General features: G+C 58.4%; 18 protein-coding genes. 10 read left to right on the forward strand and 8 right to left on the reverse strand.

Annotated features, from left to right (window positions below):
- On the forward strand, positions 1–240 hold a 240-nt coding region (locus ABDZ92_RS12730), incomplete at its 5' end, for a hypothetical protein (protein WP_343763179.1).
- A 72-nt stretch (positions 241–312) separates the two neighbouring features.
- Here the strand turns inward: ABDZ92_RS12730 and ABDZ92_RS12735 are convergent.
- Positions 313–894: an HNH endonuclease gene (locus tag ABDZ92_RS12735; protein ID WP_125960960.1), complete on the reverse strand. Its 582-nt coding sequence runs from the start codon at positions 892–894 to the stop codon at positions 313–315.
- Position 895: 1 nt separating this feature from the next.
- Positions 896–1,093 (reverse strand): hypothetical protein, encoded by a 198-nt coding sequence (locus ABDZ92_RS12740; protein WP_125960961.1) that lies wholly within the window; start codon positions 1,091–1,093, stop codon positions 896–898.
- 985 nt (positions 1,094–2,078) lie between these two features.
- Between ABDZ92_RS12740 and ABDZ92_RS12745 the strand changes: the two genes are divergently transcribed.
- On the forward strand, positions 2,079–2,858 hold the full coding sequence (locus tag ABDZ92_RS12745) for a hypothetical protein (protein WP_343763184.1): 780 nt from the start codon (positions 2,079–2,081) through the stop codon (positions 2,856–2,858).
- A gap of 71 nt (positions 2,859–2,929) precedes the next feature.
- On the opposite strand, the gene ABDZ92_RS12750 is transcribed toward ABDZ92_RS12745, so the two are convergent.
- Genes ABDZ92_RS12750 through ABDZ92_RS12770 form a run of 5 tightly spaced genes read right to left on the reverse strand, consistent with a single transcriptional unit; the run spans position 2,930 to position 6,765 of the window.
- Positions 2,930–3,841 carry a DUF4238 domain-containing protein gene (locus tag ABDZ92_RS12750; RefSeq protein WP_125960963.1) on the reverse strand — a complete coding sequence of 304 codons (912 nt, stop codon included), beginning with the start codon at positions 3,839–3,841 and terminating at the stop codon, positions 2,930–2,932.
- Entirely contained in the window at positions 3,842–4,315 is a 474-nt protein-coding gene (locus ABDZ92_RS12755; protein WP_125960964.1) for a hypothetical protein, read from the reverse strand.
- Complete coding sequence (locus tag ABDZ92_RS12760) at positions 4,312–5,196, reverse strand: Abi-alpha family protein (RefSeq protein ID WP_125960965.1); 885 nt, start codon at positions 5,194–5,196, stop codon at positions 4,312–4,314. Before ABDZ92_RS12760 ends, ABDZ92_RS12755 begins: the two co-directional genes overlap by 4 nt.
- A gap of 21 nt (positions 5,197–5,217) precedes the next feature.
- Positions 5,218–5,991 (reverse strand): hypothetical protein, encoded by a 774-nt coding sequence (locus ABDZ92_RS12765; RefSeq protein ID WP_125960966.1) that lies wholly within the window; start codon positions 5,989–5,991, stop codon positions 5,218–5,220.
- Between the two features lie 3 nt (positions 5,992–5,994).
- On the reverse strand, positions 5,995–6,765 hold the full coding sequence (locus ABDZ92_RS12770) for a hypothetical protein (RefSeq protein ID WP_125960967.1): 771 nt from the start codon (positions 6,763–6,765) through the stop codon (positions 5,995–5,997).
- A 137-nt stretch (positions 6,766–6,902) separates the two neighbouring features.
- Here ABDZ92_RS12770 and ABDZ92_RS12775 point away from each other — a divergent pair, with 137 nt between their 5' ends.
- From ABDZ92_RS12775 to ABDZ92_RS12785, 3 genes are all read left to right on the forward strand, one after another.
- The gene (locus ABDZ92_RS12775; protein WP_125960968.1) at positions 6,903–7,376 is read left to right on the forward strand and encodes a terminase small subunit-like protein; all 474 of its coding nucleotides are present in this window, start codon (positions 6,903–6,905) and stop codon (positions 7,374–7,376) included.
- 302 nt (positions 7,377–7,678) lie between these two features.
- On the forward strand, positions 7,679–8,368 hold the full coding sequence (locus tag ABDZ92_RS12780; RefSeq protein WP_125961089.1) for a recombinase family protein: 690 nt from the start codon (positions 7,679–7,681) through the stop codon (positions 8,366–8,368).
- Positions 8,365–9,129 carry a hypothetical protein gene (locus tag ABDZ92_RS12785; protein WP_125960969.1) on the forward strand — a complete coding sequence of 255 codons (765 nt, stop codon included), beginning with the start codon at positions 8,365–8,367 and terminating at the stop codon, positions 9,127–9,129. The genes ABDZ92_RS12780 and ABDZ92_RS12785 overlap by 4 nt, the downstream gene beginning before the upstream one ends.
- Here the strand turns inward: ABDZ92_RS12785 and ABDZ92_RS12790 are convergent.
- The gene (locus ABDZ92_RS12790; RefSeq protein WP_125960970.1) at positions 9,126–9,674 is read right to left on the reverse strand and encodes a hypothetical protein; all 549 of its coding nucleotides are present in this window, start codon (positions 9,672–9,674) and stop codon (positions 9,126–9,128) included. The two genes, ABDZ92_RS12785 and ABDZ92_RS12790, sit on opposite strands and share 4 nt — an antisense overlap.
- A 169-nt stretch (positions 9,675–9,843) precedes the next feature.
- Between ABDZ92_RS12790 and ABDZ92_RS12795 the strand changes: the two genes are divergently transcribed.
- The 5 genes from ABDZ92_RS12795 (at position 9,844) to ABDZ92_RS12815 (ending at position 13,781) form a co-directional block, all read left to right on the forward strand.
- Positions 9,844–10,257: a hypothetical protein gene (locus tag ABDZ92_RS12795; RefSeq protein ID WP_272695073.1), complete on the forward strand. Its 414-nt coding sequence runs from the start codon at positions 9,844–9,846 to the stop codon at positions 10,255–10,257.
- 28 nt (positions 10,258–10,285) lie between these two features.
- On the forward strand, positions 10,286–10,789 hold the full coding sequence (locus ABDZ92_RS12800; RefSeq protein WP_125960972.1) for a hypothetical protein: 504 nt from the start codon (positions 10,286–10,288) through the stop codon (positions 10,787–10,789).
- On the forward strand, positions 10,786–11,385 hold the full coding sequence (locus ABDZ92_RS12805; RefSeq protein WP_125960973.1) for a hypothetical protein: 600 nt from the start codon (positions 10,786–10,788) through the stop codon (positions 11,383–11,385). The genes ABDZ92_RS12800 and ABDZ92_RS12805 overlap by 4 nt, the downstream gene beginning before the upstream one ends.
- A gap of 95 nt (positions 11,386–11,480) precedes the next feature.
- On the forward strand, positions 11,481–12,062 hold the full coding sequence (locus ABDZ92_RS12810) for a hypothetical protein (RefSeq protein ID WP_164521275.1): 582 nt from the start codon (positions 11,481–11,483) through the stop codon (positions 12,060–12,062).
- 363 nt (positions 12,063–12,425) lie between these two features.
- Positions 12,426–13,781 carry a phage terminase large subunit gene (locus ABDZ92_RS12815; protein WP_125960975.1) on the forward strand — a complete coding sequence of 452 codons (1,356 nt, stop codon included), beginning with the start codon at positions 12,426–12,428 and terminating at the stop codon, positions 13,779–13,781.
- Positions 13,782–13,788 lie beyond the last annotated feature (7 nt).

Consider the following 13,788-nt stretch of genomic DNA (forward strand, 5'->3'; position numbering starts at 1 on the left):
TCTTCTCCGCAATCGCCCTCGCTGCCACCGTCATCTTCTGGCTGTGATCAACGAGTCCTGACCCTAGAAAGCGGCACCATCCTGAGCTTTATAGCGTGGCGCGCGCTTTGCGAGAACTGGCGGGCACATGCGGAGACGATTGAGGGTATTGTCGAAGACGCAGCGTTTCGTGGAGAAACCCCTTTTAAACAAGAGTCACGCCAGCTTCGCCTCCTCCCGAGCGTGTTCCACGTGTTTTAAGTTAAGAGGATGGTAGCTGCGCAGCTACCGCCCCCCTTCGGTGGCGGAGAACATCACCCGGCATGGTCGCGATCATGCGGCCACCCCAAACATGATTGCCGCCGTGATCGCCCCGATCACCATAAAGGCATACTCGCCGTGATACCGGCGATCCGCCTCCGCATAGACCTCCGCAGCACGCTCAGGCGTCGGGTATGAACCGAGGTGGACGCGCTGCCCGTTGATCCTGATGACCGCCTCCCAAGGGTTAAAGCGATTGACGGGGCGGCAAGTCACCCCCTTGAAGTTCGTCCTCCCCTTGCCCGCGACGTTGCGCATGTTTTGAGAGCGGGTCGCGGGGCGGAGGTTTTCGATCCGATTGTTTAGCTTGTTCGTGTCGCGATGGTCGAGTTCACCGGGCCATTCGCCATAGTGGAGGGCCCACGCCAGTCGGTGCCCAAGATGGTTGCCGTGACCGGGCACCCTGATCCAGCGGTAGCCGCCGTTCATGACCGAGCCGACCGCCTTCCCGGCATAGCGGCGATTGAACGCGAGGATGTAGGGATCATCACCTTCACGCTCGCGCGTGCGGATTTCGCCAGTCTCGGGATTATAGGTAAAGTGCTGGCGAAGCTCGGCGATCGAGGGGAGCGGGTGCTTACGAGGACGGGCCACCTTAGCGATCCTCCCCGTTGTCGTTGATCGCGTCGCGAACCTCGAAGTAGCGAAGCGAGCGCGCCTCGTCGGCGATGACCGTCTCGACACGACCAAGGGCAGCTTCCGCACGCTCCGCGCGCATCGTCTGGCGCACCAGTGCGCTGAACAAGATTATGGCGATGAGGATCGCCAGTATGGTAATGATGGTAGCGGACATAGAAGTTCTCCATGAGGGCGGGCCTGCCCTCATGGATATTTATGCGCGCGGCTAAAACTGGTGCCGTTAAGCTCCTAAACGCCAATATTGCGCGCGTGTTCGACCTTCTTGTATAAATATACTTGATGATAGAGCATCGGGTCGTCAGCCCGTTGTTCACGGAACCCGAGCGGTGATCTCGCTAAGAACCTCGCCACGAACGGCGCGTTGAACTCGACATAGCGTTTCGAGCAGCGAGATAGGCGGAAGGTGCCCCGCCGAGTGGAATATAGCCCCGCCCTTGGACCCCGAGGGATCACGGAGCTACACCGCCGCCCGAGTGGCGATGCGAGGTGTAGTGGGAGCGATCCGGCTGTTCCTCCACGCGCCGAAGCAGGAAAGGCGTGAAACAGCACTTCTCTCGACGGGGGACGCTTGAGCACTTAGCGCATCCTCCGCCGCCTTACCTGAATGCTTTCGATCGGATCGGTAGGGCGCACCGTTAGTAGGCGATGATCCGCCGCTTGCGAGACCCGACAGGCACCAGCCACTTACCGCCACGTCTCGATCACAAGCGACCGGGGAGCCGGGGGAGAGAGGCACGGCTATGGACCTACCGCTAACCGAGGGTTCGACTGACACTCAAGCCGCCGATCGGAAGCTAAGCCCCTTCACGGATGATGATTAGCCACGACTCCCCATGACAGATGCTCCACTCCCTTGCCCGAGCATCTGTCATGGGGGTTAAGGCTAATGTGCTTACGGATGATGATTGAGCGTGACCTCTTCACTCGCCTTTATGACGCGATCGTTCGTTAGAGCGAACGCATGTGAGCGAGAACGAACAAGATCGCTGGCGAGCGCTTAGCTCGCCATTTGAGAGCAAACCTGCTACGTCTATGCGGCTACTTGGCGGCAAGTATGGCAGGCCAGAGATCGACCCAACAGGAAAGCGCGGGCAAAGATGAAGTTATGGCGATATCTTCAGGGCAGTTGGGAGCGCATCTTGTTCGGTTGCGTGGGCGCGGTATGCCTCGCTTTTACCTTTGTGTTCCTTTGGAATGAAGAAGTGACAGCCGCCTCAGCCGTGTTCGCGATGGGGTTCTTCGCCTTCTTCTACTCCAACCTTGCCCGCTTCAAGCGCTTCAAAGGACTCGGGTTCGAAGCCGAGCTATGGGAGGATAAGCAGAAGGAAGCCGCCGACCTCATCGAACGGCTAAAGAGTGTTGTCACCGTCTATACGCGCGAGATCGTGATGAACAGCGTGCTGCGCGGGCGCTTGGGCGGTAGCGATAGCTGGCAAAAGCGGTGGGACTTGTTCAACGAGCTACAAGGTCGTCACGGCGAGTTGGGGCAGCAAATCGACTTCAGTGGCCTTCGTCACGATGTCGAAAGCGCGTTCCTCTTTGACATGTGCTCGCCGTTGGTGGCGAGCGTAAGGCGCTCTATCGAGAGTTCGAAGACCGAACTTCTACGTGACGCGCGGAAGCGGTTCGGAAGTTCGATCACGGACATTGAAGGCTGGAACAGGTTCCATGAAGAGGTTCGCTCGGTGGGGATTGTAGAGGACAACCTGTTCGAGCGAGCGAAAACCCGGAACATTGCTCAAGAGACAGTGGCCACAGCACAGACCTTCAAAGAGTGGCTGAGGGAGCGCTTTTCTGTCGATCTTGTATTCACACCGGGGGTGCTCGAAAGGCTTTCAAAGATCGCGGAAGTTGCAAGGCAGCGACCGATAGCGATCACTCCGAAGCTTATCGAATGGGCAGACGATCGCAGCGTCTAAACCGGATGTAGCACCGTCGAATGTCGGAGCCACCTCCGCCAGCGGCCCCGTTGTTCACAACGGATTAGAGGTCACGAGTTGCCCTCTTCACGTCTGGATAACGGGTTCTTCAAATCCGTGCCAAAGCGATTTCTGATGAAGCGGTCCTGAGCGCGATCGACCGCTCCGACGAAACAGCGTGCGCTTCCGGCGACCCATTGGTTGACCTGCGTGACAAGGTAGCGCGGCGGCAAAGCGGTAATTTCCTCAAGCTTACTTTTCTCCCAAGCCATCACTACCACTCGACGCGGCGATATCGGGATTGCGAAGTGCCCACCCGGCACCGCAATTCCGTTTGTTCGCACGACGAAATCGTCCGAGATCAGAAAGCTTGGCACCTCGGGCGGTATGACGATCACGCGAAAGTGCAGATCATTCAGTATCTGCCCTACCCTCTCCCCCACGAAGATGGACGGGAGCACGCGCAAAACCGCGCTCTCGATGTCGGAGACAGAATGACGGGCGATATACTCCTCTAACGTCGCGGGGTCGTCCGGGTTCTTCATTGCCGGATAGCGTTCACCAAGACTCTCAATCGCCCTGCGCCAATCGTAAGCCCCGGAGTGTTTCACTGCGCGTAGCGTGGCGGGCGTGCGGTAGAACAACGCCCGCACAAACACGCTCCACGCGGAGCGTTCTTCGTCACTCAGATTGAGAACAGGCGTGGCATTGAGCTTTCTGAGCACAGGGGCCGCGAGATCATCAATGCGCTGGAAGACGCGCGTTTCCAGCCAAGCCATGCCGAGCCGCTTGTCATCCGGGGAGCTATAGAGGTGCTTTTCGAACCCGGTCTCGCTCGGAAACACCCGCTTGACCATAATCTTGGCCACGTGCGGTTTCGTGTATCTCTCAAGCTTGCCATCAGCGCCCGCCCACTCACGCAGATAGAACTCGGGAACGTAGTGGTGCTTGGCGGGAGTCGCAGGGGAACCTCGCGAGACCATCTACTTCGGCACGTCCTCGCATTCCGCCTCAATGTCGATGCCGTCGAAGGACTCGCGCCAGTCGAGCCGATCCTTGAGGCTCATGCCCTTGTAGCCCTCCCCGGCCTCGATCTCGGCACGCTTCTCCTGAACGCGGCGGCTTGCTTGACAAGCCTGCTGATGCGCGAACCGCTCACCCTCTTGCGCCAGCGGTTTCAGCTTGGCTGCACGGCTTACCCGCACCGCATAGAGGGCTTTGTAGACCTGTTCGACCGTCGCTCCATCCGTGAGCACGATTTCAGGGTAGCGGCTGCGCAGCGACGCGATTTCGTCAAGCCGTGCCGCCCGCGACCGGCGCAGCGTGTCGTGATGCTCAGTGATCGCCTCAAGCTCAGCATCGATCGCCAGAACGTCCTTCACGCCAGCATCGAGCGTCGCCTTCTGTTCGGGGGTGAGTTGAAGGGCAAGCGCCGAGAGCAACAAGGACAACATCATTTCGGGTCCGACCGATCCATCGTGACGGCCTTCATGAACTCCATCCCAAGCGGCGTTAGCATGTGGCTCAATTCCGGCACCGCAATGCTGCCCATCAGACCGCCTACGCCAAATGGGCTCTGATATTGGATCGGGATCGATTGATCCTCCGCATACGGGACGGCCCCCGATGCCTGATAGATGAGGGTGAGTAGTGAAGAGAGCATTTCCTGAAAACGCTGGGGATCGATGAGCGCCGCGTCAATGCGCCGGTCCCGATCGTAAAAGGCTGTCAGCACCCCGTTGGCATTGAAGAAACGGGGCGTTGCCGTGATGCAGCGTAGCCGGTGAAGGTTTTGGATGGAGACGCCACGCTCTTCCTCGCTGAAAGTTCGCCAACTGGCATCCGCCTTCGCGTTCGCCTCCGCAGTGTATGCGTTGACCTCTTCCTTGCTGTGAAAGAGCCGTTCAGCAACGCGGGGATAAAGAAGGTCGAGGAGCGCAGAATCGGCGGGCGTGAGCGACCGAAGTAGCTCAATATGAAGCTTGTTGATCGATGGCCTCTCCGCCGTCGCCGCCTTCACGATCAGCCGAGCCCAAAGCTCCTGAACGTCGTCCTCATCCTCCTGCGATGCCGCTTCGAGCGTTCGCATTGCGTCTCCGAACGGGAGCGCTTGCAGCAGAGCATCGGGAAAGTCGCGCTCAGCCGCGATCCGATCGACCTTCCGCTGTATCCTGAGCAGGTTCTGGAAGCGCCAAAGCTTCATCTGGTCGCTTAGCATGTCGCCGAACTCGGTGAGTGCCGAGCCAAACGCTCGCCGCAGCGCCCCCCGTCCGCCGCTCGCAACCTCCTTGAGCGCCTCGACACCGGGACCGGAAAACTCAGCTTTGATCTCGACCATTCGCCCTCCCCGGAACCTGCGTCACTCTCGAATGAACTCGACCACTGCGTAGCCCTCGAAGTTACCGTCGCCGTTCCCGATCTTCTCGAAGGGGTTCACTCGTTTGCGCATTTCCTCAATTACAGCAGTGGCGCTCTTGTGGCAGGCTTTTAGGATAGCCCCACCAAGCGTATCCGTCTCCTTATCGGACGCATACACGAGAGTTGCCCACTCGGGCAGAAGATTGTCTCCGTAGTAGCCGACCTTCCGCGCATTGATATCAGCATGGAGGCCAAGCTCGCTATCCGTCACAAGCGCAAGACGACCGTGCTGGCTCGGATCATACACGGGCATGATGTTATTCGTAAGCGTTAGATGCCAGCCAATCCGCTCGGGATTAACGCCTTTCGCAAGCCCCACGATGAAGTAGGCGGTTAGCGGATTGTAGGGGACATCGCCTTTGTGACTGCTAAGCTTTACGGGAATAAAATATGAAAAGCATACCGCGCATTCCTTGCCCCCAATCGTGCGCTTGTTTGTATCCATCACGACGACATGATCGAAGCTTTTAAGAGCATCGTCGGGATCAAATGGCGCTCCAACGTCGTGCGGGATGGATGACACCACCTTGTCATCTTTTCCGCTGTCGCGCTTGTAGCTCCGCACCACCTTAGTGGAACCGGGCTCGGCTCCTACAAGCTCAATCTTACCCGTGCGAGAGTCATACCTTACCTGAATTTCCTTCGTATCTCGCGCATCAATGATGCCGTAAACGTAATCATCCCGCTTTTTGCTTTTCCCTGTCACTTTAGCCATCGCTCAGAGCGCCTCGCCCTCTGGGGTGATCCAATATCGCTCGCGCAGGTATCCCGCCAACGTGTGATACCGCTCGTCGCCGTCTTTTCGGTAGAGTGAAACCGGATCATCCTCTTCCTTGGAGAGCGGATTACCGTCGAGTCTAAACTGTAAGTTCATTGACCAGTGCCGAAACGCTTGCCGCATGGCTTCGCCAAACTCCTCAAACCGTGCGTGCGTTTCAGGATGAAGAAAGATGCTCCCGTTAGCTGCGGCCCGGTTGAACGCCACAACCGCTAAGTTAGCGTCTTGGTGCCGGAACCATCCTTGAGCATCGCTGTAGTAGGTGGTGCGCTTAAAACGATCCAGCGCCCGTATTTCGTCCTTCTGCCACGTCTCAAGGCGCGACTTATCCAAGAATGCTTCGAACTCGGGTTCGGACAGACGCCCCACGTCTGCACCCTCCTGCCATATGCTAATCAGTTTTAGAATTGCGTAATGAGCTTCGGTAGCGCGCTCCCAGATATCGGGGATAACCTCAAACTCGCGCTGATTGAGCTTAGCTGAGCGGTCGAGGAGCGTCGCACGTTCGAACTTCTGCCGCTCAAGGAAAGTGGTATGCTCTTGGCGCGTCGCTTCAAGCTGCCTCTGACCTTCAAGCTTCACCGCTTCAAGGCGATGAGTGAAGCGAGAGTCGAGCCACTTCCCGGCGACCCTCTGCGCGCCAGCCCACACGATCCCGCCAGCCGTCACGGCGCTCACGCCGACCGAGCCCAACAACTCTAATGCCGTCATGCCTTACCCCCTCTTGAGGCGCACGGTAGCGGGACCGTCAGCGTAAATACAAGATGACCGATCAACCATCTTGCCCCGACGATCGCGGCCCCGCGATCACAGCCGCTCTCGCGGATCGTGCCCAACACCGTCGAACCATGGCTACCAAGCGCGCCCAAGAGATCGATGAGGGCGGCAAGTTTCTCCCGATGGTCTCGGACGAACAGTGGGATGAGGTTCTTGAGCGCATCGCCAACGGCGAGATCGCCGCGCACGTCATGAAGTCGCTCGGGCTACATAAATCGACGCTCACCGCGAAGTGTCGGCGCGATCCGGGCTTCAACGAACGCTACAAGGACGCGCTCGAAGATCATTATGTGAGCATAGCCGAGGATTTGCGCATGGTTACGCGCGGTGTCCCCGGCTACTCGACTGGTGATGTTCGCCGGGATGAGCTTGTTGCGAAGTATGACCTCGCGCTTGCCCGATCGTTCGCCAACAAGGTGCTGGGCGAGCGTGTCCAAGTCGATCAGACCGTGAGCGTCGCGCCCGTGATGCTCCCGGCCATCGCGCTTCACGTCCCTGAGATCGAGGATGCGACCGACAGCGATAACGATCCCGATCCTTCCTGAAACGACTGCTCGAAGAGCTTGTAAAACCGCCTAACGGGCGTAGCGCGGTTCTATCAGAAGTGGTAGATCATCGCTATGGAATGGACACCGTTAAACTTTCCGGTCGATGATGAGCCGCTGCCCGTTGGGATGCTGGCGAGGAGGCAGGACGTTGAGCGCATCCTTGGCGGCTGGTGCCGAGCGCGTTGCCGGGGTGACTATACCCTCAAAGTAGAGCTACGCTTTGGCATCACTCACGTAACCGCCTGCTTCGAGGATAGCCGGGATGCCGCCAACCTAAAGCTACTTTGGCCCGCTTTGATATGAGAACCGTAAACTACCTTCGCGTATCAACCGAACGCCAAGGCCGTTCTGGACTTGGGCTCGACGCACAGCGGGCAACAATCGAAGCATTCTGCGCAACACGGGGGTGCCAGCCCCTCGCCGAGTATATCGAGGTTGAGAGCGGAAAGCGCGACGATCGGCCCGAGCTTGCCCGCGCGCTCCACCATGCGAAGGTGACAGGGGCAACCGTCGTGATTGCTAAACTCGATCGCCTCAGTCGAAATGCCGCCTTCCTTATGACGCTGAGGGACAGCGGCACCAAGTTCGTAGCAGCCGATCTCGCAGACGCGAACAACCTTACGATTGGCATCATGGCTCTAATCGCTCAGCAAGAGCGTGAGGCGACCTCTCAGCGCACCCGTGAGGCGCTACAGGCCGCAAAGGCGCGCGGGCAGCGTCTGGGCAACCCCAACGGCTCAGCGGCTCTCAGACGGGCTCAGAGAGGCAATACGGCGGCACTGGCGACTATTACCAGCCGCGCCGACGCCCACGCCCTCGACCTCGCGCCCGTGATAGCGGACATACGGGAGGGCGGCACCACCAGCCTGAGCGGCATTGCCAAGGCGCTAAACGATCGCGCCATTCGCACCCCCCGTGGCGGGCAGTGGCACGCAACGTCCGTGCGCAATCTCTTGGCGAGGCTCGACGCCAACGGGAGGGCACCATGAGCACGTTGAAGCTTCATACGCTGATCTACTCAAAGGCTGATCTCGAAGTTGTGCCCGAAGATGAACGCACGTTCTACCTTATGGCTACCAGCGTCGCCAACGACACCCAAGCGCTCAACAAAACACTCGCGATCATCCTCCAAACCGTTGAAGACGAACATCGCATCACCAACCAAGGCAACTCCGCTTTCGCCTTCGTGATTCTTCGCATGATTGCGGGGCGTCTCAACGAAGCTTGGAAGCTGGTGCGCAAAAACCGGGACATGATCGCCAGCAAGTATGAAGCCGAGCTATCAACCAACGCTCAGGAAGGGCTAAGGGCACTCATTGCTTACTTCGATCATCCGAAACCCGGTAGTCTGATTTGGCGAGTGCGTGACGGGGCAGCGTTCCACCATGATGAAAAGCACGTTGCTGCCGCATTCGACAGCCTTGAGCCCCTCGATGATCTTGGCGACTATCTCCACGAAAAGGTAGGCAACACACTTTTCTACACGACCGAGATCATTCAATATGAAACCTTAAAGAATCTTGCGGGAGCGCCGAACCTCGCCGACGCGATCAAACAGTTGATCAATGACACGCGCGATCAAACGACCAACTTTAATGAGTTCATATATGGCTTCGCCCTCACCTTCGCCGAGCGCTACTTGCCGCATGCCCTTGAGAGGTTAGCCGATGAGTTCGATGAGTTCGCCGTTGCTAACCTTGCCGATCTCCAGCTACCGTATTTCTCGACGCTGCCGCCTAAGCTCGCCTAACCCTCCTCAACTGGTGGTTCATTAATCTTGCGACGATGAAAAAGCGATTCTCGATAGATCGCTGTAGCAAGACGCTCTTGCTTGAACGTAGCGGCCTCGTTGCGCGCGGTGTTGATATCAGAAAGCCATGAGCGCAGATTGGCCCGGTTGATTGACTTCACCGCTATGAAGTTCGCTTCCCCCTCGCGATCATAGGCATCCTCGACAAACACCAGATTGCCAACGCGCTCGCCAAGGTGTCCGAACTTGTGGGCAAGCATGTTCCGCTTTTCAGCGATCTTTTCGACCTTGGACAAGATGCGCTCGGCGTCATCCCAAATGCTTTCATCTGCGAAGTTGCGGATAAGCTTGCGAACAAGTGCCAATCTCGCTCGGAAGCTCGTGAAGCTATCCCAAACGATGCGAGCGCGAAACTCATCAACGGCGAGTAGGTAGATCAGCCATCGCGACAGGAATAGTTCAAGCTCGATCCATTCGCGAATGATCTCACCCGTCAATCGGAAGAAGTCAGCCTCTTCCGCCGTGTAGCGTTCCTGAGCGTCCACCGTAGCCCCCTTCCATCCTACCAGCGTAGGGCAACGACCGAGAACGCCCAAACGAAACTCGTAGAGCGCTGTGAGGGCGTTCGTAGGGTCTACCCCCCTCTTGCCCGTTTCTCGATGCTTCACGGCATGTATAAGAAGCGCAAACGGCGACAAGAATGGGGGATAATAGATGCGGTTGATGGCAGCGCCTGTCGCGGCAAGCATCATGCTGGCGGCTTGTGGAGGCTCGAACGAAGAAGTGAGTAGTTCGTATACGGAACAACAATCCGTCGTCGCCGAGTCAATTGCCTTCGATGACAAGGAATGTGCCGCTCAGAGGCTTCCAATAGCGTTGGTGCTCAAGAACAACGGTTCGGAGGCAACACGCTCAGTGTCATGGCACTTCGCCGTAAACCGGGTAAATCACTCAGACAACCTGACGGGCCTCGACATGGGCACGCCATTCACTGACGCGAACCGGCGAACCGACCGGATCATCGAACCCGGCGAGAGCTTCAAGGTTTGCTCATCCGCGCCAAGGATCGAGGGCTACGCTCCTGACTCGAAGGAACTGGAATATCGAGTGATCCTCGATACAAAGTGAGCGCTTGGAATTCCGGGGGATAGACAGGATGCGTTTCGTTGCTGCGCCGCTGGCGCTGAGCTTCATTCTGGCCGCTTGCGGAAGCTCGCCGACGCCGACCGCGACCGACGAAGCCGACACCGGCGACATCACCAATCTTATGAGCGACCCGTTCGCGAGCGGGTCAACCCCTGCCGCGACCGTGGCGGCAACCACCCCTTACGCTATTGAAGCATGTAAGGCCGCAGTTGCCGCGCTCAACGGGCGCGATCCGGCGACGATGAAGGGCAAGAAGCTCACCGACGATCTCGTTCACGTCTCCTATATCCGCCCCGATGACGGGAAGCGCTGGCAATCGCGGTGCCGCATCGATGATGCCAACCACCTTACATGGGCTCAGTTCGACGCTTTCGGCGACGGGCAGCAAGGCCGCTGGCGCACCGAGGATACCGTTGGGTTTAGCGTTGAAGGCAAGAACCTTCATGTGAAGGTTTCGACCGAGGGCGAGCTTATGAGCGATGAGACTTACCCGCTTTCGAAGCTCAAGGGATGAAACGCGCGATGATGCGCGGCTTGATCGCGCTTGCACTGACAGCGGCACCGTGCGCGGCTAACGCGCAATCAGCGGGCGATTACTGGGCAACCAAGCCGAACAGGATCAAGATTGCTGGCGCGCTGAATCATTGGGCGGATTTCTGCTCCAATGTCTTCTACTTCGAGCGTGCTCCCAAGCTCGCCAACGAAGCGCTGGAGCCAAAGATCAACTCACACCTTCTCCTATCCTCAACTCCGTCGATCGAGGTTGAGCGTTGGGCGGGATGGTTGCCCTATGCCGATCCCGACAGTGAGATCGCCAAGCCCACCCACGAACGCGCCGCCGATGCGCTGCTTGCGGCGCGCGCGGACCCGTCCTCAGCGGCAGCGGCTGAAAAGCTGTTTGTGGACACGATGCGTGGCTATTTTAAGTCGGTTTACGCCAAGTGCCGTGAAGGTGCAGGCGATGAGTGGATCGCGCACAACCTATATTCCGGCGCGGGCGACTTCGAGCGCGCGATGGCAACAGTTAAGATCGACTTCGCGCAATCCGTGAAGGACATAGACAAGCCCGATCCCAAGCCTGATACCCGCAGGGCGGTGCGCAAGCGCTAATGGCGGCACCACCCCGCCCCCATGTCCCGAAGTCGCTGGCGGCACGCATTCGCGCCGCTCAGGCGAAGGTTAAGGGTATTCGACAATCCATCATCATGGCAGATCGCCGCATTGATAAGGCGAGTGAGCGGGTGAGCCTCTACGATGCCAGCCCCTCCGCTTATGCCAATGAGTATTATCGAGGCATGGATGTGGACAGCTACCCGGTTCAGACCCGTATCGGACGAGATCGGGAGGAGTTGGCTTACTACGAGCGGCGGGCTCCCGAGCGCATCGTTGAGCTTGCGGAAGCCGAGGCGCACCTTTCGCAAGTGGAGGACGAAGTTTTGTTGAAGGTGCTTGCAATGCGCCCAACAACCGGGCGCGTGCCGTGGCCTCGCCGACTCAGGCCGTTCGAAAGTGAGCGCCGCACAACTGAACTGGCGTGGGCACGTGAGGATGAGCGTCTCAAGGCTCGACACGCCCGGCAGATCGCAGCTTTGGAGGCTGAGTCTGAGCGCGCCGATGAGGCGTTTCGAGCTTCGATCACGAAGCTCGTAGACAGCATGGCGGCGACCATTGCCCGGATGCCCAAGGCAAAGCAAGAAACGGTGCGCGCCGCCATCGGTGGCCAGTTGGCGCGACTCAGCAGCGGCGAGATCGGCGCTTTCGAGTTTCTTGCTACCATCACGGGTTAAGGGGCAATCATCCCGGCATCACCGATTAGCATTTGGTGAGGCTCTATAAGCCCGCCAGCGAGGCGCAGTAAGCCCAAAAGAACCGCGCCGCCAAGAGTGCCAGCACGCTCCCGTAAATCACGCGAGCAACGATGCCCCGAAGCGTCAACGCAGGCTCCGGTTCAGCGGACGCAAACAGCGCGTCACAGATGCGGCGAACCATTGCCCTACCCTCCGTTAAGGGCCCAAAGGGCCCAAGGGCTGGAAGGACTCGCTCTTCAGCGGACTGAAGTCAAATTCCTGTGAATGGGAATAACGCGCGCACATCTTGAGCGCATCGGCTGGGCTCACGACGACGATTAAGCCCATCAGCTTAAATATCGCATGGCGACCCTTAAACCCGTTCATCCGAATATTTCGACTTTCCAGCCCAAGCACCTTCAGCTTTTCCAGTGGATCGCCGACCCTACCGTTCGCAACATCCTCGCCGCTGGTGGCGTCCGCTCCGGCAAGACCATCACTGAGATTAGCGGCATGTTCTTTAGGGCCATGCGCGCGCCCGGATCGACGCACGGGTTCTTTCACGCTCAGCGCAACATTTGCGAGCGCAACCTTTTCAAAACCAGCTTTCCCGAGACGCTGGATATCCTCATGCCGGGTTGGTATGGCGACCTGAAGGCCGCTCCCGAAAACTACGTCAACCAAGCCGACCTTACCGTTCGCCTGCCCAACGGCTCGAAGTTTCTATTCATGGGCTTGGACGATCCCGACAAGGTGCGCGGTTTAAAGTTTAGCACCATCATGCTCAACGAAGCCAACTTCGTTGACTACAAAACGGTTATGACGCTTCGCGGGCGTCTATCGGAAAGCGTTGCGACGCTTGGCCCGACTGGCAAGCAGGATGGCCCGCCGCTCGAAACCAAGATGCTTTTCGACCTCAACCCAACCTTTAAGTCGAGTTGGGATTATCAGGTATTCGTTGAAGGGTTGGTTCCGGGTGAGCGTCGCCCGATCCCCAATCACGATAAAACTTACCGTTACCTCATAATCAACGCGATCGACAACAAGCCGAACCTTCCCGAAAGCCTCTTTGAGGACTTCGAAAGCATGACGGAGGAACAGCGCCGTCGCGATGAACACGGTATGTGGACTGAGGATAACCCTCACGCCATGTTCAATCTCGCGACGATCCAGCGCGCCCCGTTCGTGCTCGCATCGTTGGTCGAGATCGTGATTGCGATCGACCCGGCAGGCACCGCCAATAAGAACAGCGACAGCACCGGCCTGATCGTTGCGGGGCGTGACGCTGAGGGACGGCTTTACGTGCTCGAAGACGCGACCATGAAGGCTAAGCCCGACGATTGGATTGCGGAGGCGATCAGGCTTCGAAAGAAGTATGATGCCAAGTGGATACTCACTGAAAAGAACTACGGGCGCGATATCCTCGAAAGCCTCTTGTTCCGCATCGCGCCGAATGAGCCTCACAAGTTCGTTGATGCGATGGGGCGCGGCAAGCAGCTTCGCGCTTCGCCGGTTGCCACGATGTATGATCGCGGGCGCGTCACGCACGCGCGGGTTTTCCCTGAGCTTGAGCAACAGATGATCGAGTTCGATAGCCCGCACTTCAGGGGCTCGCCCGATCGCGTGGACGCGCTTGTTTACGCGCTTACGCACCTTTCCGGCGAGCGTGGCGCGGGGCCGATGCGGGCTTATAAGTTGCGCGGATTCATGGGGGCTTAGGTTTCCT

It is taken from the genome of Sphingomonas molluscorum, assembly GCF_039522995.1.
Taxonomy (GTDB): domain Bacteria; phylum Pseudomonadota; class Alphaproteobacteria; order Sphingomonadales; family Sphingomonadaceae; genus Sphingomonas; species Sphingomonas molluscorum.

What these genes read in the sequence shown, in the direction of transcription:
- ABDZ92_RS12795 (WP_272695073.1), top strand. Translation starts at nt 9,844, where the DNA reads ATGCGGTTGATGGCAGCGCCTGTCGCGGCAAGCATCATGCTGGCGGCT.
- ABDZ92_RS12815 (WP_125960975.1), top strand. Translation starts at nt 12,426, where the DNA reads ATGGCGACCCTTAAACCCGTTCATCCGAATATTTCGACTTTCCAGCCC.
- ABDZ92_RS12765 (WP_125960966.1), bottom strand. Translation starts at nt 5,991, where the DNA reads ATGGCTAAAGTGACAGGGAAAAGCAAAAAGCGGGATGATTACGTTTAC.
- ABDZ92_RS12800 (WP_125960972.1), top strand. Translation starts at nt 10,286, where the DNA reads ATGCGTTTCGTTGCTGCGCCGCTGGCGCTGAGCTTCATTCTGGCCGCT.
- ABDZ92_RS12750 (WP_125960963.1), bottom strand. Translation starts at nt 3,841, where the DNA reads ATGGTCTCGCGAGGTTCCCCTGCGACTCCCGCCAAGCACCACTACGTT.
- ABDZ92_RS12810 (WP_164521275.1), top strand. Translation starts at nt 11,481, where the DNA reads ATGGCAGATCGCCGCATTGATAAGGCGAGTGAGCGGGTGAGCCTCTAC.
- ABDZ92_RS12775 (WP_125960968.1), top strand. Translation starts at nt 6,903, where the DNA reads ATGGCTACCAAGCGCGCCCAAGAGATCGATGAGGGCGGCAAGTTTCTC.
- ABDZ92_RS12785 (WP_125960969.1), top strand. Translation starts at nt 8,365, where the DNA reads ATGAGCACGTTGAAGCTTCATACGCTGATCTACTCAAAGGCTGATCTC.
- ABDZ92_RS12740 (WP_125960961.1), bottom strand. Translation starts at nt 1,093, where the DNA reads ATGTCCGCTACCATCATTACCATACTGGCGATCCTCATCGCCATAATC.
- ABDZ92_RS12780 (WP_125961089.1), top strand. Translation starts at nt 7,679, where the DNA reads ATGAGAACCGTAAACTACCTTCGCGTATCAACCGAACGCCAAGGCCGT.
- ABDZ92_RS12755 (WP_125960964.1), bottom strand. Translation starts at nt 4,315, where the DNA reads ATGATGTTGTCCTTGTTGCTCTCGGCGCTTGCCCTTCAACTCACCCCC.
- ABDZ92_RS12805 (WP_125960973.1), top strand. Translation starts at nt 10,786, where the DNA reads ATGAAACGCGCGATGATGCGCGGCTTGATCGCGCTTGCACTGACAGCG.
- ABDZ92_RS12760 (WP_125960965.1), bottom strand. Translation starts at nt 5,196, where the DNA reads ATGGTCGAGATCAAAGCTGAGTTTTCCGGTCCCGGTGTCGAGGCGCTC.
- ABDZ92_RS12770 (WP_125960967.1), bottom strand. Translation starts at nt 6,765, where the DNA reads ATGACGGCATTAGAGTTGTTGGGCTCGGTCGGCGTGAGCGCCGTGACG.